At 36.2% G+C, this 22,814-nt stretch carries 21 protein-coding genes; 5 read left to right on the top strand and 16 right to left on the bottom strand.

Annotated features, from left to right (window positions below):
• Positions 1 to 70: 70 nt before the first annotated feature.
• Together NPY00_RS02950 and NPY00_RS02945 are read left to right on the top strand one after the other, a co-directional pair.
• Entirely contained in the window at positions 71 to 1,327 is a 1,257-nt protein-coding gene (locus NPY00_RS02950; protein WP_269020587.1) for a lytic murein transglycosylase, read from the top strand.
• Positions 1,328 to 1,489: 162 nt separating this feature from the next.
• Positions 1,490 to 2,416 (top strand): SGNH/GDSL hydrolase family protein, encoded by a 927-nt coding sequence (locus tag NPY00_RS02945; protein WP_269020586.1) that lies wholly within the window; start codon positions 1,490 to 1,492, stop codon positions 2,414 to 2,416.
• A gap of 114 nt (positions 2,417 to 2,530) precedes the next feature.
• Here NPY00_RS02945 and NPY00_RS02940 read toward each other — a convergent pair whose 3' ends face one another.
• Positions 2,531 to 4,561, bottom strand: a complete 2,031-nt coding sequence (locus tag NPY00_RS02940; RefSeq protein ID WP_269020585.1) for a M3 family metallopeptidase — start codon at positions 4,559 to 4,561, stop codon at positions 2,531 to 2,533.
• Between the two features lie 351 nt (positions 4,562 to 4,912).
• Here NPY00_RS02940 and mgtE point away from each other — a divergent pair, with 351 nt between their 5' ends.
• From mgtE to ppa, 3 genes are all read left to right on the top strand, one after another.
• The gene (gene mgtE / locus NPY00_RS02935) at positions 4,913 to 6,289 is read left to right on the top strand and encodes a magnesium transporter (protein WP_269020584.1); all 1,377 of its coding nucleotides are present in this window, start codon (positions 4,913 to 4,915) and stop codon (positions 6,287 to 6,289) included.
• A 295-nt stretch (positions 6,290 to 6,584) separates the two neighbouring features.
• A complete protein-coding gene (gene typA / locus NPY00_RS02930) occupies positions 6,585 to 8,411 on the top strand; it encodes a translational GTPase TypA (RefSeq protein WP_269020779.1) in 1,827 nt (608 codons plus the stop codon).
• A 60-nt stretch (positions 8,412 to 8,471) separates the two neighbouring features.
• Positions 8,472 to 8,996: an inorganic diphosphatase gene (gene ppa / locus NPY00_RS02925; protein WP_269020583.1), complete on the top strand. Its 525-nt coding sequence runs from the start codon at positions 8,472 to 8,474 to the stop codon at positions 8,994 to 8,996.
• 52 nt (positions 8,997 to 9,048) lie between these two features.
• Here the strand turns inward: ppa and NPY00_RS02920 are convergent, their stop codons facing one another.
• From NPY00_RS02920 to NPY00_RS02850, 15 genes are all read right to left on the bottom strand, one after another.
• Complete coding sequence (locus NPY00_RS02920) at positions 9,049 to 9,369, bottom strand: DUF167 domain-containing protein (RefSeq protein WP_269020582.1); 321 nt, start codon at positions 9,367 to 9,369, stop codon at positions 9,049 to 9,051.
• Between the two features lie 30 nt (positions 9,370 to 9,399).
• The gene (locus NPY00_RS02915; protein ID WP_269020581.1) at positions 9,400 to 9,693 is read right to left on the bottom strand and encodes a YggT family protein; all 294 of its coding nucleotides are present in this window, start codon (positions 9,691 to 9,693) and stop codon (positions 9,400 to 9,402) included.
• Positions 9,694 to 9,991: 298 nt separating this feature from the next.
• Positions 9,992 to 10,537: an invasion associated locus B family protein gene (locus tag NPY00_RS02910; protein WP_269020580.1), complete on the bottom strand. Its 546-nt coding sequence runs from the start codon at positions 10,535 to 10,537 to the stop codon at positions 9,992 to 9,994.
• 110 nt (positions 10,538 to 10,647) lie between these two features.
• The gene (locus NPY00_RS02905; protein ID WP_269020579.1) at positions 10,648 to 11,169 is read right to left on the bottom strand and encodes an RNA pyrophosphohydrolase; all 522 of its coding nucleotides are present in this window, start codon (positions 11,167 to 11,169) and stop codon (positions 10,648 to 10,650) included.
• A gap of 51 nt (positions 11,170 to 11,220) precedes the next feature.
• The gene (locus tag NPY00_RS02900) at positions 11,221 to 12,531 is read right to left on the bottom strand and encodes a S41 family peptidase (RefSeq protein ID WP_269020578.1); all 1,311 of its coding nucleotides are present in this window, start codon (positions 12,529 to 12,531) and stop codon (positions 11,221 to 11,223) included.
• Positions 12,521 to 13,774 (bottom strand): murein hydrolase activator EnvC family protein, encoded by a 1,254-nt coding sequence (locus tag NPY00_RS02895; protein ID WP_442864027.1) that lies wholly within the window; start codon positions 13,772 to 13,774, stop codon positions 12,521 to 12,523. Before NPY00_RS02895 ends, NPY00_RS02900 begins: the two co-directional genes overlap by 11 nt.
• A gap of 489 nt (positions 13,775 to 14,263) precedes the next feature.
• Positions 14,264 to 14,704 carry a ribosome silencing factor gene (rsfS, locus tag NPY00_RS02890; RefSeq protein ID WP_269020778.1) on the bottom strand — a complete coding sequence of 147 codons (441 nt, stop codon included), beginning with the start codon at positions 14,702 to 14,704 and terminating at the stop codon, positions 14,264 to 14,266.
• Positions 14,705 to 14,756: 52 nt separating this feature from the next.
• Positions 14,757 to 15,350 (bottom strand): nicotinate-nucleotide adenylyltransferase, encoded by a 594-nt coding sequence (locus NPY00_RS02885; RefSeq protein ID WP_269020576.1) that lies wholly within the window; start codon positions 15,348 to 15,350, stop codon positions 14,757 to 14,759.
• 29 nt (positions 15,351 to 15,379) lie between these two features.
• A complete protein-coding gene (locus NPY00_RS02880; protein WP_269020575.1) occupies positions 15,380 to 16,636 on the bottom strand; it encodes a glutamate-5-semialdehyde dehydrogenase in 1,257 nt (418 codons plus the stop codon).
• 37 nt (positions 16,637 to 16,673) lie between these two features.
• Complete coding sequence (gene proB, locus NPY00_RS02875) at positions 16,674 to 17,813, bottom strand: glutamate 5-kinase (protein ID WP_269020574.1); 1,140 nt, start codon at positions 17,811 to 17,813, stop codon at positions 16,674 to 16,676.
• Between the two features lie 9 nt (positions 17,814 to 17,822).
• Entirely contained in the window at positions 17,823 to 18,839 is a 1,017-nt protein-coding gene (gene obgE / locus NPY00_RS02870) for a GTPase ObgE (protein WP_269020573.1), read from the bottom strand.
• A 165-nt stretch (positions 18,840 to 19,004) separates the two neighbouring features.
• Positions 19,005 to 19,724 (bottom strand): RlmE family RNA methyltransferase, encoded by a 720-nt coding sequence (locus NPY00_RS02865; protein ID WP_269020572.1) that lies wholly within the window; start codon positions 19,722 to 19,724, stop codon positions 19,005 to 19,007.
• 22 nt (positions 19,725 to 19,746) lie between these two features.
• Positions 19,747 to 20,829: a Ppx/GppA phosphatase family protein gene (locus NPY00_RS02860; protein WP_269020571.1), complete on the bottom strand. Its 1,083-nt coding sequence runs from the start codon at positions 20,827 to 20,829 to the stop codon at positions 19,747 to 19,749.
• A 690-nt stretch (positions 20,830 to 21,519) separates the two neighbouring features.
• Complete coding sequence (locus NPY00_RS02855; protein ID WP_269020569.1) at positions 21,520 to 22,086, bottom strand: invasion associated locus B family protein; 567 nt, start codon at positions 22,084 to 22,086, stop codon at positions 21,520 to 21,522.
• A gap of 8 nt (positions 22,087 to 22,094) precedes the next feature.
• A partial coding sequence (locus NPY00_RS02850) for a YadA-like family protein (protein WP_269020567.1) occupies positions 22,095 to 22,814 on the bottom strand: 720 nt, incomplete at its 5' end.

The following is a 22,814-nucleotide window of genomic DNA, read 5'->3' as shown; positions in this document are numbered from 1 at the left end:
CATCTTTTCCTAAACCAAATACAATTAAAATTACGCATATTTAAATGTCGTAAATATTGAGGGGTGAAAAATGAAAAAAGCAGGATTAAATCTATTTTCCTTCTTGAGCAAGTTAATCAATCGTAACATCTTTATCCTTAGCTTCATATCTATTCTTTCTTTTTTCTCAATATCTACTCCCTCTTTCGCGCACTCTAATGATGATTTTCAGCGCTGGATTCAAGAATTCAAAAAAACAGCTTTAGCTAATGATATTTCGTCCTCCACATTTGAGATGGCTTTTAAAACAGTGCACACAATAGACCCAGAAGTTTTAAAAAGAGCAACACATCAACCAGAATTTATTGATTCTTCATGGAGTTATTTTGATAATCGTATTCATGATCTCGCCATTATGGAAGGAAAACGTCAACACAAAAAATGGGAAAAATGGTTACACAAGATTGAAGAACGTTTTGGTGTTGGCCGAAATATTCTCCTCGCTATTTGGTCATTAGAAAGCAATTATGGAAAAATCTTAGAAAATAAAGGTGTAATGCGTGATACCATTCGTTCGCTTGCAACCTTAGCTTATGCCGATCCCAAACGTGCAAAATATGCACGAACACAGCTTATTGCAGCCATGAAAATTTTGCAAAGCGGTGAAATTCATCGTTCGCAACTCACTGGATCTTGGGCTGGAGCATTAGGACATACACAATTTATTCCAAGCAGCTATCTCGCTTACGCTGTTGATATGGATGAAGATGGGCATCGCGATATTTGGACATCAATTCCAGATGCACTCGCAACTGCTGCTAATCTACTCCACATGAATGGTTGGCAATCTGATCTACATTGGGGAGTTGAAGTCAAATTACCAAATGGAACAAAGTTCCCTGAAGAGTGGCTCTCTTTTGAAGAATGGGAAAAACTAGGTGTTAAGCATGCACATGGAAAGCCTTTTTCTTCTCCATCTGCATTAGCAAAATTGAAATTGCCCGATGGACTAGAAGGACCTGCATTTTTAGTAACAAAAAATTTCTTTGTTATTAAACGATATAATAATGCAGACCGTTACGCTTTCGCCGTTGCGCTTTTAGCTGATCGTATTGCAGGACATCCCAAATTAGTACAAGATTGGAACCGCCCTTTTAAACCCATTACCCATCAAGAACGGATAGAATTGCAATCGCGTTTAACTGCGCTTGGTCATTATACAGGAGAAATTGATGGAAAAATCGGAACAGCTTCTAAGAAAGCCATTAAAGCTTTTCAGTTGCATCACGGTTTAGAAGCAAATGGTTACCCAAGCTATGAGGTTCTTTCCCTTATCAGAAAAAAATAAGATGGAGCAAAGTGCTTGTATCGTTCTCATTTAATCTCTTTGATTTTTTTGATAATTTCAACGCTTGCATTTTGCATTACAGAATTATCTGCAAACCCTGTGCACAACTTTTTCGAATTGTTATTCAATCATAAAAATCGCGAGCAAGCACAACAACAACCAATGACAGAAAAAAATATATATAAACCACAACTAAAAACTGCAACACAACAAACAATACAAAAGCCAAAAAAGGACAATGCAAAACGAATTCTCGTCGTAGGAGATTTTGTCGCTTCCGCCGTTGCTTCTGAACTTAAGAAACTTTCTGCTGATAATGTCAATCTTATCATTATAGATAACACCGTACCAGCTTCAGGTTTAGTACGTACTGATTACTACTCTTGGAATGATAATATTGTTCATCTTATTCAGAAAAACAATCCTGATGTCATTATCATCATCATTGGTGCCAATGATAACCAACCACTCACGACATCCGATGAAATACTCAATCCTTCTCAACCAGAATGGATCAATATTTATAAACAAAGAGTTATTAAAATGACTGAAAATCTTGATAACTCTGGAAAACCATGGATATGGGTAGGGCAACCTGTTTTTAAGAGTCAAAATCTCACACAAAAAATGAAAATTTTGAATGAACTCTATGAAAATGTAACAAAAGCAGCAAGAGGGCGTTTTGTAGATATTTGGCGTGGTTTTACTGATCAACAAGGTCAATTTTCTTTCTCAGATGATAGTGCGAACGGTAAAACAATTCAGCTACGAACCTCTGATGGTACTAATTTTACTTCTCAAGGAAAAAGAAAACTTATTTTATATTTAGAGAAACCGTTGGAGACGATTTTAAATTTTGACATATTCTCTCATAACAATACGTCTTTCACTACACTCAATATTTCAAAATCTATACAAAAACAATACAGCACAAAACGTCAATCACCCATAAGTCTTGACGAAATGGCAAAACAAAACACTCATTTACTTTATACAATAGACCAAAGTCTGATACCACAACCACGGAACTATAAAAACAACGCTCCAATGAATAGAGCTGATAATTTTTCTTTGCCACAGCATTTTTAAAAATACTAAAATTAAATTTCAAACAATCTGAAAAACAGAGATGAAACTCAATTATTTATAATCAAAATTATCAAACGGTGTGGCACATACCACACCGCTTTTATTATAGAAACATTATACTAACAATCCACGCTTTTTAATCATTGCTTCTGGTGAAGGTATACGTCCTCGGAATTCTCTATAAAGTTCTTCTGGATCAGAACTTCCTCCAGCCGAGTAAATAAAACGCTTCAAACGATCAGCAAGCTCTTGATTAAAGACATCACCCGTTTCTTCAAAAGCTTGAAATGCATCAGCATCAAGTACTTCCGACCACATATAAGAATAATAACCAGCAGCATAACCATCACCTGAAAACACATGTGCAAAATGTGCAGGACGGTGACGCATAACAATGGTACTTGGCATTTTCAATTTATCCAGTTCCTCATTTTCAAATATTGTTGGATTGGATATTGCCGCTCCCTGGTGTAACGCCATATCTATTAACGCTGAAGAAAGAAATTCAACAGCATAAAAACCAGCATTAAATGTTCGCGCTGACAAAATTTTATTCATCAAATTTTGTGGTATAGGATCACCTGTTTTTACATGCGTAGCATATGATTGTAATATTTCTGGTACAGTTAGCCAATGTTCATAAAGCTGAGAAGGAAGTTCAACAAAATCGCGTGGAACCGATGTTCCTGAAACAGATGGCCATTTTACATCAGAAAGCAAACCGTGTAATGCATGCCCAAATTCATGGAAAAGTGTTCGTGCATCATCAAGAGACAAAAGAGCTGTTTCTCCTTTTGGAGGTTTAGCAAAATTACAAATATTGTAAATAATGGGTTTTTGTCCATGATCTAACTTATGCTGAGATTGTAGAGCACTCATCCAAGCACCAGATCGTTTTGAAGAACGAGCAAAATAATCACCGATAAAATATCCAAGGATACTTCCATCAGATTTTCTTACTTCCCACAAACGTGCGTCAGGATGCCAAAGCGCAATATCAACTTTTTCTTCAAATGAAATTCCAAAAAGTCTTCTTGCTACCGAAAAAGCTGCTTCAATCATGCGATCAAGCTGAAAATAATGTTTAACTTCAGCTTCACTGAAAGAAAATTTTTCTGTACGCAATTTCTCAGCATAATAACGCCAATCCCAAGCTGCTAAAGATTCATTACTTCCTTTATTTCTAGCTAAATCTTGTAATTCAGCTTGTTCGGTAATAACCTTAGCTCGTGCTCGTTCCCACACAGGTGTGAGTAAATTCATAACAGCATCAACATTCTTAGCCATCGTATTATCAAGTTTTAAATCTGCAAAAGATTGATAACCTAACAATTGAGCTTTTTCATTTCGAAGAGCAATCGTCTCAACAATAATCTCTCGGTTATCATTATCATTACCATTTTCACCTCGTTTAGACCAAGCTGTAAAAGCTATTTCACGCAAATCACGACGATCAGAAAATTTTAAAAAAGGTTCAACAATAGAACGCGCTAATGTTAATCCATAAACATCATCCCGACCTTTTTCACAGGCAATTTCCTTCATCGCAGCAATGAGATCTTCAGGTAAACCAGATAAATCTGTTTGTTCTAAAAACAAAACCCATTCAGCTTCATCTTTTAAAACATGCTGAGCAAAGGTAGCCCCTAAAAGAGAAAGTCTTTCATCAATTTCAACAAAACGCTTTTTACTTTTTTCATCAAGTTGTGCACCATTACAAACAAATTTTTTCCACCACAGTTCAATGACGCGTGTCGTTTCACGATCATACATACCTTGCTGAGATTGCGTATAAAGAGCATCCATCTTCGCAAAGATTCTCGGATCCATCATAATTTTTGAGGAATAATGAGAAAGCTTAACAACAAATTCTTGTTCCAATTGTTGTATCAATGCATTGCTATGTGCACCTGAACGCATAAAAAATATTGCACAGACACGATCAAGAGCTTTTCCCAAAAGTTCAAGAGGTTCCAAAAAATTTTTAAGTGTTGGTGGTTCTGGAACAATCGCAATCGCCTCTATTTCTGCTTCCGCTTCTTGAAGAGCGTGTTCAAAAGCAGGTTTGAAGTCGTCATCATCTATTGAAGTAAAATCAGGAAGACCTGCAAATCCCTTCCAATCCAACACTGCCTTTTTTGCCATAATATTTATCTGTCTCCACTATAAGCTTAAAAAATTATTATCAATTTTCTACTCTAAACGATATGATCACAAATGACCGCACGCAAAACAAAATTTCTAATCTATGTTTTAATATACATCATAAGAAATGAAATATTAATTTATAATAAAAAATGTATAAAGGTCAAAATGCCATTCATTGAATAAATACAGCGTTTATAGCTTGCGCTTTGTCCTTGATTTGATTAAAAATACCCACAATTGAAAGGAACTTGTTCTTAGTTTTTTATAACTTTGATTTACCTTATCTAATTTATCTTAATCCATATATCTGGATCCAAAATTCTCCAACCTTTTGGAAGGCGTTGTATCATGACTGAAATCAAAACAACCTTCGACTTTGAAAACTTTTCTCCTGAAACTCTTGCCGAAGAATTAAAAAATTACCATTTTGCTGATTCAATCGATATAATCAATGGTCTTGATATCATGGAACGTGTAACTATCTTAAGCCTTTTGCCGCTTGATTACACGATTGAGCTTTTTGACAAGCCAGAACTTGAACAACCTGCTGCCATTCTTGAACTTCTTCCTATTAATCGCTCTGTTGAAATTCTTGATGGTATGTCCGCAGATGCTGCTGCAGACGTTTTTCAAGAAATGGACAAAGAAACACGCACACGCCTTTATGCACTCCTCAATCCTTTAACACGAACTGAATTAAAAAAACTCACCAGTTATCCCGATCATACCGCTGGTGCATTAATGACAACAGAATTTATAGCCATTCCTGCAAACTGGACTGTAAAACAAACTTTAGATCATATTCGTGATGTTGAACGAACACGTGAAACAGTTTACACAAGTTATGTTATTGATCCCAAAACAGGAACACTCTTAAAAGCCGTTTCGCTTCGTACCCTTATTCTTGCCTCTCCTGATGATCAAATTTTAAATGTCTCTACACATGACACACCTATTACAATATCACCTTTTACAGATCATGAAGATATTGCACGTCTTTTTCAGCGCCATGACCTTCTTTCTGTTCCTGTCATTGACAACGATAACCACGTCATCGGTATCGTAACAGTCGATGACGTTCTTGATACTATGGTCGATGAAATGAGCGAAGATGCTTATAAATTTGGGGGGATGGAAGCTTTAGACAAGCCTTATATGCAAATTAACTTTTTTGGAATGATGAAAAAACGTGGAGGTTGGCTTGCCTTACTTTTCATTGGTGAAATGTTAACAGCAAGCGCTATGCAATATTTTGAAACAGAACTTGAAAAAGTTATCACTCTTACACTTTTTATTCCTCTCATCATGAGCTCGGGAGGAAACTCCGGTTCACAAGCAACATCCCTTATTATTCGTGCGTTGGCTTTACGTGAGCTAACATTGAAAGATTGGTGGAAAGTGATCATGCGTGAGATCCCAACAGGAATATCTCTCGGCCTCATCCTCGGAATTATTGGTATCATGCGTATTGCTCTCTGGCAGAAACTTGGTATCTATAACTATGGTGAACATTGGATTTTCATTGCCATAACAGTCGGAACAGCATTGGTAGGAATTGTAACATTCGGTTCCTTATCTGGTTCTATGCTTCCCTTTATCCTCAAACATTTGAAATTCGATCCTGCGAGCGCTTCAGCTCCCTTTGTTGCAACGTTAGTGGATGTTATGGGAATTATAATCTATTTTTCTGTTGCTTCTCTCATTTTATCGGGTACACTCCTCTAACGCAAAGAAACTCATTCAATGCAATCCAAAATCGCTTTAATCTATAAAAAACAGATTGCATTGTTTTTTCTTTCAACTCATACTCTAATATGAAAAACATATATGCAGTGTATGCAAATATATTTCTCAAAATATATAAAGAGATAAAAACGCACAAAAATTTCTTTAATAATTTATAAAAAAAGTTCTTCCTCTTTCCAAATTATAAAAAAAAATGTACAAGACTTCAAAGTGCCAGATAAGGAATATAAAAGCCTTAACTTAAATGAATTTCACTAAACGAGAAGAAAAAATTATGCAATTGCGGAATATTGCCATCATTGCTCACGTTGACCATGGTAAAACAACACTCGTAGATGGGCTCCTTAAACAATCAGGAAACTTCCGAGATAATCAGCGTACTAGCGAACGTATGATGGATTCAAATGATATTGAAAAAGAACGCGGTATTACAATTCTAGCAAAAGCAACATCTGTTGTTTGGAAAGATACACGGATTAATATTGTCGACACTCCTGGTCATGCTGATTTTGGTGGAGAAGTTGAACGTATCCTCAATATGGTTGATGGAGCCATTGTTCTCGTTGATGCCGCTGAAGGTCCTATGCCACAAACAAAATTCGTCGTCGGGAAGGCACTTAAAGTAGGACTACGTCCCATTGTTGCCATCAATAAAATAGACCGACCCGATGCACGTGCCGATGAAGTTATTAATGAAGTTTTTGATCTTTTTGCAGCTCTCGATGCAACTAATGAGCAACTTGATTTTCCCATTCTTTATGGATCGGGTCGCGATGGATGGATGGCTGAAACTCCTGAAGGACCAAAAGATCAAGGATTAAGTCCCTTATTCGATCTCGTGATCCGCCATGTCCCTACCCCAACTATTGCTGAAGGACCTTTCCGCATGATCGGGACTATTCTTGAAGCAGATCCATTTTTAGGACGAATTATTACTGGGCGAATTCATTCAGGATCTATAAAATCCAATCAAAATGTTAAAGTTCTGGGACAAGATGGAAAACTTTTAGAAACGGGACGTATTTCAAGGATTTTGGCATTTCGTGGATTAGAACGCCAACCCATTGAAGAAAGCTCTGCCGGAGATATTGTTGCAATCGCAGGATTACAAAAAGGCACTGTAGCTGATACTTTCTGTGATCCTTCAGTTAATGAACCTCTTATGGCTCAGCCTATTGATCCACCAACTGTTACAATGAGTTTTCTCGTGAATGATAGCCCTCTTGCTGGAACAGAAGGAGATAAAGTAACAAGTCGTGTTATTCGTGATCGTTTATTAAAAGAAGCAGAAGGAAATGTAGCTCTTAAAATTGAAGAGTCTAATGATAAAGACTCCTTTTATGTTTCAGGACGTGGTGAATTACAACTTGCTGTTCTCATTGAAAACATGCGTCGTGAAGGATTTGAGCTTAGTGTTTCACGTCCACGTGTTGTGATGCACAAAGATGAAAATGGAATAACTCTTGAACCAATCGAAGAAGTCGTGATCGATGTTGATGAAGAATACTCTGGTACAGTCGTCCAAAAAATGTCAGAACGAAAAGGAGAAATGGTAGAATTACGCCCTTCTGGCGGAAATCGCGTCCGCCTTGTCTTCTACGCACCAACACGAGGATTAATTGGTTATCAATCTGAACTTCTGACCGATACGCGTGGAACAGCAATAATGAATCGTCTTTTCCGCGCTTATGAACCTTATAAAGGAGAAATTGGTGGCCGAACCAATGGTGTGATGATCTCAAATGATAACGGTGAAGCTGTTGCTTATGCACTTTTCAATCTAGAAGATCGTGGACCTATGGTTATCGACGCTGGTGTTAAAGTCTATCAAGGTATGATCGTTGGTATCCATTCCCGAGATAACGATTTAGAAGTCAACGTTTTAAAAGGAAAAAAATTAACCAATATGCGTGCAGCTGGTAAAGATGAAGCTGTCAAATTAACGCCTCCTATTAAAATGACATTAGAACGCGCCTTATCTTGGATACAAGATGATGAACTTGTTGAAGTGACTCCAAAAAATATTCGTTTACGAAAACTTTATCTAGATCCGAATGAACGAAAACGTTTTGAAAAAACACGTTCATCAGCTGTAACCTAATAATAAATTATTGAGCCTCGATTATATCGAGCTCAATTTTGCTTCGAAAAGGATATTTACATGAATATTAAAGAAATAGCTGTAGGCAAGAATCCACCCGAAGATGTAAACGTTATCATCGAAGTATCTTGTGGTGGTCAACCTATAAAATATGAGATGGATAAAAAATCTGGTTTTTTATTTGTTGATCGCTTTCTTCATACCCCTATGTTTTATCCTGGAAATTATGGATTTGTGCCACATACACTTTCTGATGATGGCGATCCTATTGATGTTCTCGTCTGTAACACACGTCCACTCATTCCAGGATGTGTCATTAATGTTTGTCCAATTGGTGTTCTCATGATGGAAGACGATGGTGGAAAAGATGAAAAAATCATTGCTATTCCCACCCCTAAATTAACTAAAAGGTATATCAATATTCACGATTATACTGATCTTCCTGAAATTACATTAAAACAAATTGAGCATTTCTTTGGACATTATAAAGATCTTGAACCTGGAAAATGGGTCAAAATTGAAGGTTGGCGTAATAAAGACTATGCACGTGAATTAATTAAGCAAGCCATTAAACGTAATAAATAATTAAAAAACAGAAAGTTTCTCTTTGAAAAAAGCCTTTTTAAAAAGGCTTTTTTTAATTCTCTTTGCACAAAAACTTTAAAGAAAGTAATATCTGTTCTAATTCTTCTAAAGATTTTGAAAAACGAAGTTGCTTATAACGTGATGTTGTACCACTCTTAAGAGAAATATAAGAAGATGGAATCTTCCATTGCTTTGCTAAAAATTTAATTAATGCTTTGTTAGCCTTCCCATCTTCAGGGACAGCGCGAAGATGTATAATAAGATATTGTTTTCCATCATCCCTGCTTTCAATTCCCACTATCTTATCAACTGACGCTTTGGGAGAAAGGCGTACAAATAATATCAAGCCACTTGCATCAATTTGATAAAACATCTGGATCTATTTTGTCTAATATCTTTACATTTATAACAATAAACCTGCATACGCACGCCACATAAAGATACGAATAAAGTAAATAATAATAAACACCACAATAGGCGAAATATCAATTGCTCCAAGATTAGGCAAAAAGTATCGAATACGACTCAAAACTGGTTCTGTAACCCGATACAGAAAGTTCCCAATGATAGCGATAAAACGATTACGTGTATTCACAATATTAAATGTATAAAGCCAAGAGAAGATGACATTAATAATCAAAATATTAATATAAATACTGAAAATAAGATCTATTACTCGAAGCAACGCGTAGATCATTCTTTATTCCTTGAATCTATTAACAAAGCGAACAATGGCTTCACATTTCTAAACTAATACTTCTTTTTTGATAGGAAAAGATAACCTTTTATGCTCTGCTACATATTATCAATATAGCGCCCGTAACAATACATATTTTAATGGAAAAGGGATTGCTCAAACCACAAACAACACTCAGCATAAAGAACCCCTGAAAAATCCAAAATATAACCCTTTACACAGTTATTGATTTTTTCTGTGATGGCCTTTTTAAAAAAATAATCTGAATTAAAAACGGCCTTTAAGGCCGTTTACATAATTATTTCTGTAACGCTGCCAAACGATTAAGTGCATTACTAAAACCATTGAGCTGAACGAAAAAATCATTCAACGTTGGTTCACCTGGAATCGCAGCTGTCATTACTAACTTCAATCGCTTTCCAGAACGTAAAGCTGTCACAAAATTTTTGTCAAAAGCTACAGGAACGATACAACCCGTTGGAACACAGGTTCGAATACTGGTTTCAATAATAGCCTTTCCATCATCGACCTGTAAATTAATAGGTTTAGAAACCAAAATATTAAAAGGAACAACCAGCTCACCAGAAACCATACCATCAGAATTAAGCACAAGATTCATAGCCAAAACGATACGATTCTGATCATTAACTTCTTGTCGATTTATAAAACAAACCTTCCTATCTTCTTGTATCCCACAATTAACGCTCCATAACCCATAAGTCTCGGAGAGAGAAGAGGCTCCATTCGGCAATGTTGCTGCAGGAGGTTTAGCATTTTGCGCAAATGCAGAAAAGGGAAAGCTTAAAAAAGCAGAAATTACGCAGAAACTCAGTAATTTTTTCATTTTATATTCCAATTCTATACAAGTAAAGATCACTCTCTTTTTATGATCAAGAACCTATGATATAACGCATCTTCATAAAAAAAAACAGCCTTTTACCAAGAATATCAATTTTATAAAAGCTTAAAACTATTTTGAAATTCATTCACAACTTTTATATAAACATGTTTCTTAAAAGAAATAACAATTGAAGGAAGTGTTTTTATATCAACCCATTTCCATCGATCAAACTCTGCTTTATGATTGTCTGGTGGCGGATTAATAGCAATTTCAGACAATTCTCCCATGAATTGAAAAGAAAACCATTTTTGCATTTGACCACGATATTCATTACTGAATGAGCCTTCAATTAACTCTTGAGGAAAATCATAATAAAACCAATCTTGTGCTTCTTTAATCAATTTCACTGATCGAATACCAGTTTCTTCATAAAGTTCACGCCGTGCTGCATCTAATGGTTGTTCACCTTGATCAATACCCCCTTGAGGTAATTGCCAACACTTGGATGGCTCATTACTCAGGTGAGGAGACTTTATCAAACGGCGGCCGACCCCTACCTTTCCCTCATGATTAAATACAAGAATTCCAACACATTTTCGATAGGGAAGCATTGTAACATCAACAACTGTACCCATTTAACGATCTCTTAAAAGACGTGAATAAACATAAATCATTAATCTGCTCTCTTACTTTAAAATATCTTTTTTAGAATCTGGTGGAAACGCTGCATTAGCCGTTTCACCTCGCAACAATTTATAGGCTGCATTTAATTGAATATCATCTTTCGGATCTTTTGGAACGAATGCAGCAGAGCCCGATCCTTTTTCATTTTCTTGTTTTCCTTTAATATGACCCTTTAATTCAGACTCACCAAGTTTTACATCATATCCTTTATATTTCTCAGGCAGCGGCTGCTCTACAATAATATCTGGTGTAATTCCTGTCCCTTGAATTGATGTCCCAGCTGGTGTGAAATAAAGCGCTGTTGTCAAGCGTAAAGCACCATTTTCACCTAAAGGAATAATCGTTTGAACAGAACCTTTTCCAAAAGATTGTGTCCCTAAAATTGTCGCACGACGATGATCTTGTAAAGCGCCTGCTACAATCTCAGCAGCACTTGCTGAACCTCCATTAATGAGCACAATGAGGGGTTTTCCATCGATCATATCTCCTGGTTTAGCATCAAATCTCATCACATCATTTTTCTTGCGACCACGCGTTGATACAACCTCTCCTTTGTCAAGAAAAACACTTGAAACATTAATCGCTTGCTCCAACAAACCGCCTGGATTGAGACGTAAATCAAGAACATACCCTTTGAGATTATTTTTAGGGATTTTAGACTGAATATCTTTAATTGCAGCCTGAAGATCTTTAAATGTTTGTTCAGAAAACTGGATTAGTCTTAAATATCCAATATCATTTTCAACGCGATATTTAACAGCCTTCACCTTAATGATATCACGGATCACTTTGACTTCAAATGGCTTATCAACACCAGAACGGATAATTGTCAACGTAATTGGGGTTCCAACTGTACCACGCATTCTATTGACAGCTTCATTCAATGTCTGACCATGCACTTGTACGCCATCAATCTTTGAAATAAGATCTCCCGCTAAAATACCCGCTTTTGAAGCAGGCGTATCATCCATCGGAGAAACAACTTTAACAAGGTTTTTTTCCATAGTCACTTCAATACCAAGACCCCCAAATTCTCCTTTAGTAGAGTCTCGCATATCTTTGGCTTCTTCAGCATTCATATAAGCTGAATGTGGATCGAGTGATGAAAGCATACCATTGATAGCATTTTCAATAAGTTTTTTGTCATTTGGAACCGTTACATATTGTGCACGCACCCGTTCAAAGATATCACCAAAAAGTGCTAATTGTTTATAAATATTCCCTTCATCATTCGCCGCAACAGTCTGCACCGAAATCATTGCACTAGCGCCGAGCAATACCCCAGCAACCAAACAAATAACTTTACGAATCATTTTGGTTCCTTCTCGATTTTTTAGTTCGCCACCAAGGTGTCGGATTCACAGGCTTTCCCCGCTTTCGAAACTCAATGTAAAGCATTGGAGCGCTTTTGCCTATATCCAATGCAGCAGTGTTCGCAATAAATTGTTCACCCATTCGTCCAAGAGGTTCTCCTGCAAAAATAATTTGTCCCTGTGTTACATTAATTTTAGCCATCCCTATAAGAACAATGTGATAACCCTGCCCAACATTGAGAATAATTAATTGTCCATAAGAACGAAAGGGACCTGCAAAAGCAACAATAGCACGAGCCGGTGCAACAACCACAGCATCTGGTTTTGTTTCAATCATTTCACCAAATCGCATCATCGTATGTGAATTGCCATTTAACCGTTGAATTTTCTTTCCTGCAACAGGAAAAAACAAAGATCCCTTTTGACTTTCAAAATTAAATCGTTCGAGTAACTGCACATTCGTTTGCGTTTGTGTTAAAGAATGAGAACTCATTTGTGACTGATGTTCAAGTTCTAAAATTAACTCTTCTAACGATCGAGCTTTTTTAACAAGATCAATATTTTTTTGTTTCTGTTCTAAAAGTTCTCTTTCTGATTTTTTTTGTAATTTTGTTTTCTCATCAATTAATAATTCTAAATGTTTCCGCTGCTCAGCTTGATTTTGCATTTTTATTTTTAAAGATTCATATTCTTCTGTAATTAAATAACTTAAATGGGTTAACTCTTTAAGACTTGCTGTTAAAGTTAATGTTTTTTTTTGCATGTCTGGGATAACAGCTCCTAGTAAAACAGAACTGCGAATAGAAGCAAGCACATCTTCTGGACGAGCCATAAGTGCAGGCGGTGGATTTAACCCCATTCGCTCTAAAATAGCTAAAACTTCTGCAAACTCAACTTGACGATTTTGTAATTTTTGACGCGCACGCATCTGTTGTTCTATTAATTTCTTAAGTTTTTCTTCCCTTTCAGCAATATCATGCGCAACATCACGTTCTTCTTTGGCAATTTTAATTAATTCATCAGTCAAAGTATGCTGATCTTTTTTTAAACGATCAACCTGATTTGTAAGAAGTGAAACACGATCCTTTGATATAGAGATATTTTGGTGAATCTCTGTCAACATTTTATGTATAGATTCACGACTTGGTCTCTCTTCAGCATATAATACAGATGAAAAAAGCTCCATGCCTAATGCCAACACAATGGATACTATACATCTTTTATACACACAAAGCCATTTCATTTGCTCGACCGTAAAACTCAATCACATACACCACACATGCTTTAAGTCATATCACCTAAAACAATCTTAACTAAAATCATATTTAAATGTACAAATAAGTACTAAAAGCTAAATGATAATATCAATACTTATTAATAATTATCATAATGAATAAAGCTATGCTGTGAACAATATACACATACCTCTTAGTTTATGACTTCATCATCAAACACCAAGAAAAAAAATCTTCACAACTTTTTACTTGCCTTTAAGTAACTCATAAACCGCTATTCAATTATAAATATCTTCGCCACAAAAAAATATTATTGTCCTATAATGGACAAAAACCACTATATTCATTCTTTATGTGTAATGCCTATTAAATAAACTAATCGTTTCTTGAAAAAAATTAAAAAACTTCTGCCTCTTTCAATTAAGCATTTATTGATTATCCCAATATGACTTTTGATGTTTTTACGTTTTTTCAAGCAAAAGATTATAAAATCAATATTAATTTTCTCCAATAAAAACTGACTTTATATTATCCCAATCCGAAGTCTGCCACATTTTTTCTAAATTATAAAAAGCGCGCGTTTCTGGATGAAAAAGATGGACAATAATATCTCCTGTATCAATTAATACCCAATCACCGTTAGTCAGTCCTTCCACTCTTGCTGTACCATACTTATTATCTTTCCAAGTACATAACAAATGATCAGCAACAGCTGTAACATGACGTTGCGAGCGCCCTGAAGCAATAACCATATAATCAGCTAAAAACGATTTGCCTTTAATATCAATAGAAACAATATCTTCTGCTTTTGTATCTTCTAAACTGCTCAGAATAATTTTGAGACTATCAGCAGAAGAAAAAAACTCATCCTCTACCAAAGCAATATTGCGGGAGTGTTTTTGTGAAACGCTTTCCAGAGTAATACCCTTTCTTATGATTCAATAATATAAAAAACTATTCTCAATAGGATTGCAAAATCCTATACAATGTTCAAGAAAAATTATTCTCTTTCAATCGAAGCTTTGTTGAGGACTGAAAAGATAAAGGTCCATGCAAATAAGTCCAAACTGGTGGTTTCATAAAAGGTAACAATTTGCTTTCTTTTTCATCTAAACGAGAATAACGATAAGTTTGTGCCATAGGAGAAGACAGTGCAGCCATACGTGCAAATGGACGATCAATAATCGCAATAGGAAGTTTCAATACAATATTACGCCATCGACGCCAAAGATGAAATGTCGCCAAACTATCAGCGCCCATAACCCACACAAAACGCACTCCATGATAATGAGCAAGAATATAAGAAACTGTTTCTATTGATGCTGTACTCCCTATCATTTTTTCAAAACCTGTTATACGAATTTTGGGATGGTCAACAAGCTCAGAACTTAATTGTATTCTTTCCTGTAAAGAAAGTAAGTGAGCACAATTTTTTAAAGGGTTTTTCGGCGTTACCATCCACCATAACTGATTGAGCTGTAAACGCTGAATTGCAGTCTTTGCCACAAGAAGATGACCCGCATGCGGTGGATTAAATGACCCTCCAAAAAGACCAACAATATTAGATCTTTCAACGTAGGGCATACGATTTTCCCATTGAAAAATTGTCTTTTTCAAGGCCGAACCTGCCCATTTCCTCGGATATGATATTGAAATGATGTCAACTGTTCAACACCTATAGGCCCGCGCGCATGCATTTTCCCTGTTGCGATACCAATTTCTGCTCCAAAACCAAATTCACCTCCATCTGCAAATTGTGTCGATGCATTATGAAGCAAAATTGCTGAATCCAAACGGTTAAAAAATATATTCACTACTTCCATATCCTCAGCGATAATTGATTCAGTATGTCCTGATGAATAACGTTCAATATGCGCAATAGCTCCCTCAATACCATCAACTGTTTTAACAGAAAGAACTGCATCAAGATATTCACACGACCAATCCTCTTCTTTTGCTAGTTTTGTTTCTGGCATTAACAAAACAATATCTTCTGTCGCGCGAATCTCACACCCTTTATCTCGTAAAGCAGTTAGAACAGGCAGAAATTTTTTAAATTCCTTACGATCAATGAGAACTGTTTCAACAGCTCCACACACACCTGTACGTCGTAATTTCGCATTCAACACAATATCACGTGCCATCTCTAAATTGGCTGATTGATCAATATAAATATGACATAGACCTTCTAAATGCGCAAAAACAGGAATACGTGCATCCGATTGAACACGAGCGACAAGATTTTTTCCACCACGAGGAATAATCACATCAATCGCTCCATCCAAACCTTTAAGCATTTCACCAACAGCATTACGATCTGTTGTCTGAACCATTTGAATAGAATCTTGAGGAAAACCAGCCTGCTCTAATCCTTTTACCAATGCAGCATAAAGAGCCTGCGCAGAATAAAAGCTATCCGATCCCCCTCGCAAAATTGCAGCATTTCCAGATTTTAAACACAAAGCACTTGCATCAATTGTCACATTTGGTCGACTCTCATAAATAATGCCAATCACACCAAGAGGCGTCCGTACACGACTTATATGAAGCCCATTTGGCCGTGTCCACTCACCAATCACTTGTCCAACAGGATCAGGCAAACAAGCTATCTGACGAACACTCTCTATTATTGCACGCAAACGCGCTTGATTTAACTTGAGTCGATCAATCATTGCTTCTGTCAAATTATTCTGAACGGCATTTGCTAAATCTTGATCATTCGCATATAAAATTTCAGTTGATTGAGCTTCTATGTTTAAAGCTATCATTTCTAATGCATTTCTTTTTTGTTCATCAGAAACAGTAGCAAGTCTCAGAGCTGCATGTCGTGCTTTTTTCCCTATATTTTTCATCTGTTCTTCTAAAGTCATGTGATCATCAAAGTCCAAAATACAAAAATAGTTTTTTTCAAATAGGAGAAGTCAAACAGCGTAATACCATATCATTGCGATGCACCATAGCAGAATGTGGTTCACATCCAAGAAGAGATTTTATTTCTTCACTTTTACGCCCCATAATAATCATAGCCTCATCTTTATCATAACTCACAAGGCCACGAGCAATCTCAATTCTTTTTTGATCAATAATTGCAACTGTATCTCCACGCTGAAATATGCCCTCAACAGCTATAACACCTGCGGCTAATAATGACTTACCAGATTTAAGTGCATTAACAGCTCCTTCATCAATCATTAAAATACCAGCTGGCTCTAAATTCCCAGAAATCCACGTTTTCCAAGCATTAACCGGTTTTTCACTTGCAGCAAAAAAACTTCCACGCTCCCCACGATCAATTGCGGCAAGGGGATTCATACGTTTACCAGAAGTAATAATCATAGCCGTTCCTGCAGAATTAGCTATTTTTCCAGCCTCAAGCTTTGTTTTCATACCTCCTCGTGAAAATTCTGAAGCAGCAACTCCTGCCATTTTTTCAATATCGCTTGTAATTGATGCAATAAAAGGAACAAACTCCGCCTGCGGATCTAAACGAGGAGACTTCGTATAAAGACCATCAATATCTGATAAAAGAATCAATAGATCAGATCCCATCATTGTTGCAACACGCGCAGCTAAACGATCATTATCACCATAACGAATTTCACTTGTTGCCACAGTGTCATTCTCATTAATAACAGGCACTGCTCCAAAGCGTAAAAGTGTATTGATTGTAGCGCGTGCATTAAGATAACGTCGACGTTCTTCGGTATCAAAAAGTGTGAGTAAAATCTGACCCATCTTTAACCCATTTTGAGATAGAACATCCCCATAAGCCTTAGCGAGTTCAATTTGACCTACAGCAGCACAAGCTTGACTCTCTTCTAATTTTAAAGACCCGGTAGAAAGATGAAGTAACGTTCGCCCTAAAGCAATTGCACCAGAAGAAACTAATAAAATTTCAACTTTTTTTTGGTGTAATACTGCAATATCAGTGATCAAACTTTTAAGCCATTCAACACGTAAGCCTGTTTGAGGATCAACCAAAAGAGCAGAACCAATTTTAATCACAATGCGTTTGTATTGCTCAAGTTTCTGCAATCCCACTGCCATTAATCAGCCCTATTCATCCTCATTAACATCACTTTCACATGCTGCTTCAATAACATGTGCAATAGCACGCAGTACATTTTCTAAACCTTCATGACTCACTGCAGACAACATCATCACAGGTTGACCCGTGACCTTCTGCAGAATCTCTTGCTTGGCTTTGCGTTCTTCAACAGAAAGAGTATCTATTTGGCTTAAAGCAACAATTTCAGTCTTATCACTCAAACTATTACCATACGCTTCAAGTTCATGACGAACAATTTGATACGCTTTAGCGACATCTTCTTCTTGAGAAGAAATTAAATGCAGCAAAACACGGCAACGCTCGATATGTCCTAAAAAACGATCCCCAATTCCAATACCTTCATGAGCACCTTCAATCAAACCTGGGATATCAGCTAAAACAAATTCACGAGCATCAACACGTGCAACACCAAGATGAGGGTGCAAAGTTGTAAAAGGATAATCCGCAATTTTTGGTTTTGCTGCTGTTACTGATGCTAAAAATGTTGATTTCCCAGCATTTGGCAAACCAACAAGCCCTCCGTCTGCAATCAATTTTAAACGGAGCCAAAGTGCGCGTTCTTCTCCACTTAAACCTGGATTTGCGCGACGAGGTGCTCGGTTCGTAGATGTCGTAAAATGAAGATTACCAAAACCACCATTCCCACCTTTTGCAAGACGATAACGTTGACCAACTTCTGTCAAATCACAAATCAACGTTTTATTATCTTCTTCAAAAATTTGTGTTCCAACTGGCACTCTAAGGATAATATCATCACCCTTAACACCTGTCATATTACGCCCTTTACCATGCCCTCCTGTTTTAGCTCTAAAATGCTGCTGATAACGATAATCAATCAACGTATTAAGCCCATCAACAACAAGAGCCCAAACATCACCTCCTCGCCCTCCATTCCCTCCATCAGGACCTCCAAATTCTATAAACTTCTCTCGACGAAACGAAACCGCTCCTGCTCCACCATCACCAGAGCGAATATAAACTTTAGCCTGATCAAGAAATTTCATAGAAATACCTACTTCAAGGAATCAACCTTACTTATTTTATAGAAAATATATTCACTTTACCAGCTTTTCACCCTAAACAAAAAATGCACATACTGTTATCAAAAACTCTTCAAAATCTTGTATTGTAATTCAAAACACAGCTCCATATTTTTTTAATATAAGTTCTTATTGCTTTATATCTCTTCCTTTAAAATTAAGTGCTAGGAGATAAAGTTCAACAGATTCTGCTCGACTTGCAGGCGGCTTAACGTGATGAACTGTTTTAAAATTCTGTTTTAATGTCGTAAGAAGAGAATTCTCTGCTCCTCCTTGAAAAACTTTTGCTAAGAAATGTCCACCAGGTTTAAGAACAGAAATAGCAAAATGAGCAGCGACCTCACATAAATAGATTGTCCTCAAATGATCCGTTTGACGATGACCGGTTGTTGGTGCTGCCATATCAGAAAGAATAACATCCGGATTTGTCCCCAAAGCATTCATTAATTGCTGTGGAGCATTATCATGCAAAAAATCCATTTCCAGCATTATAACTCCGGGCAGAGGCTCCATAGGTAAATAATCAATACCAACCACACTAGGGTTTTGATCATTCGATTGTACTAAATGCGCTGCTACCTGACACCAGCCTCCTGGTGCCGCTCCTAAATCAATGATTTTTTGACCTTTCTTGAGCATTTTATAGCGCTCATTAATTTCGATCAGCTTATAAGCAGAACGTGAACGATAACCATCCATTTTTGATTGATGAACATAAGGATCATTCAAATGTCTTTCTAACCACCGACGCGATGATGCTTTAATCACTCCTGCTTTTTTTCTCACCCGCTGGTATAATGCATGCGATCCTGAACCACCACGTCCACCTGTTGATGTTGTTTTTTTCATACTCTCTTATTATCTCCACGTTTTAATCACTTCCGGCGCTTGAAATATCTCTTTTATAAGAATTCCATACGCCATCATGCAACATCAACTCGATCACAATTCCTTCTTTAACCCCACGATCAGCAACTCTTAATCGCTGACAGGGCCAAGTTTCTAAAATCACTTCTAAAATTGCACACCCTGCTAAAATAAGATCTGCTCTCGCACGCCCAATACAGGGATTTTTAGCACGCTTTTTTATATCCCATGACAACAAACGTTTCGTTAGAAGAGTAATGTCAGTGCTTTTCATCCAAAGACCATCAATTTTCTTCCTATTGTAATGTTTTAAATTAAGATATACTCCAGCCAAAGTCGTAATTATTCCAGAAGTTCCTAAAAGATAAAATCTCGAGCTTTGCACTAAAACTTCTAACTTATAGCGGTCTGAAAAATTATTTAAAAGAGCTCGGACATAATTTTTCATGTTCTCGAAATCATCTAAACTAACGTTCTGTCCTCCAAAACGCTCAGCAAGTGTCACAACACCAATAGGAAGAGATGTCCAAGCAGTAATTTTCTCAGTCAAATACAAAGAACACTTTTGAGAAACGTCAAGAAGCACAATTTCTGATGATCCACCTCCAATATCAAAAAGCACAATCGCCTCAGCACTTGGCTCAACTAACGCACTACACCCTAAAACAGAAAAACGCGCTTCCATTTCTCGATTGATAATTTCTAATTCTAGGCCAGTTTCATCTAAAACTCGCTGAATAAAATATTGTCCATTTTCTGCAGAGCGACAAGCTTCTGTTGTAATCAAACGCGAACATTTGACATAATTTTTTTCTAATTTTAAACGACAAATTTTTAAAGCCTCAATTGCACGATCCATAGCTTGAGGATTAAGATAACCGCTATTTCCCAACCCCTCTCCCAATCTTACAATACGCGAAAAAGTATCAACGACTTGAAAATGCCCAGGCACACAGGGAGAAGCAATAAGAAGGCGACAATTATTGGTTCCTAAATCAAGTGCTGCATAAAGAGGAGAAGTTTTTAATTGAGAAAAACGTGTCACAACAGATGTTTTTTTAGTTTTTGTTTTGACATTCAAAATCATTCAATCACACAATTCATTTGTTATATCCAAAATTGAGTAGACTCTTATTTTGATTGCAATGCCTTTTTTGGTTACAGTTCTTTTTACCAGTAGAAATAGAACAGATCTCTATCTGCAATAAAAAAGAATCATGATTCACATTCCTATCATAATGACTGCACAAGCTTCTCATACTTGCACTATTTGCCTTTCTTTATTTTTATTTGTTTGAATCATAATATACAGAGTTTATTTTGTACCCTCTAAGTATCTTTTATTAACTAAGCAAATGCAAAAATTATTCTATTAAATTATTAACCTTAAATAACAGTGCCGCACGGAATAATTAATAGAAAGACAATATGATAGCCTTTTTTTATCTGACTATCTCTTTATTTTATATCAAAATAAATGCTAAAAAGAAGGATATTATGAGATAATAATCATTAATGAATCGAAAAATTCAAAGAAATATTTTTTAACTCTATTTATAATTTAAATTTAAATAAAAATTTTTACAGATCACGTTAAATATATAAATTTTAACGACTTATCAAAATATTTGTTTTGATTTTTATTGTACTCAAAACGGATTATTATAACTTAATATTTACAAAAAGTTCTCTCATCTAAGAAGAGATTTTTTCTTCATCGCATACAAATGCCCAAGGATTGCGCGATTAAGAACTCAAAAAATTACACTGTTTATTCTCATAAAGAAGAAATTGCTTCTCTAAGCCCCTTAAATGGTGCAATAAAAGAGATTATTTCTCCCCCTTTAATTTGATAAGAAATACGTACATCTTTATCCTCCTCTATTTGTTTTGTTAAAATAGATTCTACAGGAAGTTGCGCTAAACAAACTGTTTGGCTGCATTGTTTATAACGAACATAAATCGGTTTTTTAACACCACTTATAAATATCTTAATAGGAACATCCGTATCAGCTTTTGGCAATGTTCGTAACAGCATGACCGGTTTACCATTTTTCGTCGTAACAAGAGACCAACTAAAAATAGTATTATCTTTTTGGTCATGGATAGTTTGAGTTACATTACATATACCCTGTTTGATGGTTTTATTTTCATCACAAATCAAAGTCCAATTATGAAATTGAGCAATAATCCGACGCGTTTCACCTGGAATTCCACGAGGAACAGACAATTGTGGTGGATGGACTGTATAAATATTTTCTTTTTCATTAGCACGGCTTTCGCCCTTGCCTAATAAGACAAGGGCGAAAGCAAAATATACTATGATATTACAATTTTTTATCATTAGTTTTATTAATTCAAAGTTATGCTAATTCCTGCACCTATACCAAAATGTCCTCCTGAACTGGTTACAGACAAATTAGAACGGATATTTCCATTTTCAGAAGTATAACCAGCACCAAAAGCAAGTGCAGATTGACTACGCCAGAAACCACTACCAAACGCAATACTTAGTTTTCCTGGTGTATCGTTATAACGTAAGTTAGATACTGCCAAGCCAACAGCTGCAGCTTGCCTTGCTTCATTTTGCACGGCTTTAATATCATAACTTAAAGCACTAAACTTTTCATCAACATACTGTTCAGTTTTCTTAACAACCTCATCCATAGATTCATTCAAGAAATGATTCATTGTTTCATCTATTTTGTTGTCAGTGTACTGCATCAGTTCTTCACGAGTTTTATAAAGTTGACCACCATTTACTGCTTCTTTTGAGTCTTCAGCAATTTTTCCATCAGCAAGATTGTCAATGACAACAGGTTCACTTTCATTATCACCATTTAGCGTGCTATCAACACCGTTATCTCGTGATTTTGACACACCCTGTAAAGTGATTTTACCAGTTTTGTTGCCCTCTTCATCTGTATCGTAATGAACAGATGCAGTCGACATACCAGTTAATTGATTCTGCACATCGTCTTTCAAATCATCGAACTTGCTGTCAACTTCTTTTTCAAGATTATCGACCTTGCTGTTAACTTCCTCAAACTTGCCGTTAACTTCCTCAAACTT

This window comes from Bartonella sp. F02 (assembly GCF_026929975.1).
Classification (GTDB): Bacteria; Pseudomonadota; Alphaproteobacteria; order Rhizobiales; family Rhizobiaceae; genus Bartonella.
This window is presented reverse-complemented; position numbering and strand designations above follow the sequence as displayed.

Bases quoted from the DNA above. Each gene is read 5' to 3' on its own strand.
- NPY00_RS02950 (WP_269020587.1), top strand. From the start codon at position 71: ATGAAAAAAGCAGGATTAAATCTATTTTCCTTCTTGAGCAAGTTAATC.
- NPY00_RS02945 (WP_269020586.1), top strand. From the start codon at position 1,490: ATGACAGAAAAAAATATATATAAACCACAACTAAAAACTGCAACACAA.
- NPY00_RS02940 (WP_269020585.1), bottom strand. From the start codon at position 4,561: ATGGCAAAAAAGGCAGTGTTGGATTGGAAGGGATTTGCAGGTCTTCCT.
- mgtE (WP_269020584.1), top strand. From the start codon at position 4,913: ATGACTGAAATCAAAACAACCTTCGACTTTGAAAACTTTTCTCCTGAA.
- typA (WP_269020779.1), top strand. From the start codon at position 6,585: ATGCAATTGCGGAATATTGCCATCATTGCTCACGTTGACCATGGTAAA.
- ppa (WP_269020583.1), top strand. From the start codon at position 8,472: ATGAATATTAAAGAAATAGCTGTAGGCAAGAATCCACCCGAAGATGTA.
- NPY00_RS02920 (WP_269020582.1), bottom strand. From the start codon at position 9,369: ATGTTTTATCAAATTGATGCAAGTGGCTTGATATTATTTGTACGCCTT.
- NPY00_RS02915 (WP_269020581.1), bottom strand. From the start codon at position 9,693: ATGATCTACGCGTTGCTTCGAGTAATAGATCTTATTTTCAGTATTTAT.
- NPY00_RS02910 (WP_269020580.1), bottom strand. From the start codon at position 10,537: ATGAAAAAATTACTGAGTTTCTGCGTAATTTCTGCTTTTTTAAGCTTT.
- NPY00_RS02905 (WP_269020579.1), bottom strand. From the start codon at position 11,169: ATGGGTACAGTTGTTGATGTTACAATGCTTCCCTATCGAAAATGTGTT.
- NPY00_RS02900 (WP_269020578.1), bottom strand. From the start codon at position 12,531: ATGATTCGTAAAGTTATTTGTTTGGTTGCTGGGGTATTGCTCGGCGCT.
- NPY00_RS02895 (WP_442864027.1), bottom strand. From the start codon at position 13,774: ATGAAATGGCTTTGTGTGTATAAAAGATGTATAGTATCCATTGTGTTG.
- NPY00_RS02885 (WP_269020576.1), bottom strand. From the start codon at position 15,350: ATGCCCTACGTTGAAAGATCTAATATTGTTGGTCTTTTTGGAGGGTCA.
- NPY00_RS02880 (WP_269020575.1), bottom strand. From the start codon at position 16,636: ATGACTTTAGAAGAACAGATGAAAAATATAGGGAAAAAAGCACGACAT.
- proB (WP_269020574.1), bottom strand. From the start codon at position 17,813: ATGGCAGTGGGATTGCAGAAACTTGAGCAATACAAACGCATTGTGATT.
- obgE (WP_269020573.1), bottom strand. From the start codon at position 18,839: ATGAAATTTCTTGATCAGGCTAAAGTTTATATTCGCTCTGGTGATGGT.
- NPY00_RS02865 (WP_269020572.1), bottom strand. From the start codon at position 19,724: ATGAAAAAAACAACATCAACAGGTGGACGTGGTGGTTCAGGATCGCAT.
- NPY00_RS02860 (WP_269020571.1), bottom strand. From the start codon at position 20,829: ATGATTTTGAATGTCAAAACAAAAACTAAAAAAACATCTGTTGTGACA.
- NPY00_RS02855 (WP_269020569.1), bottom strand. From the start codon at position 22,086: ATGATAAAAAATTGTAATATCATAGTATATTTTGCTTTCGCCCTTGTC.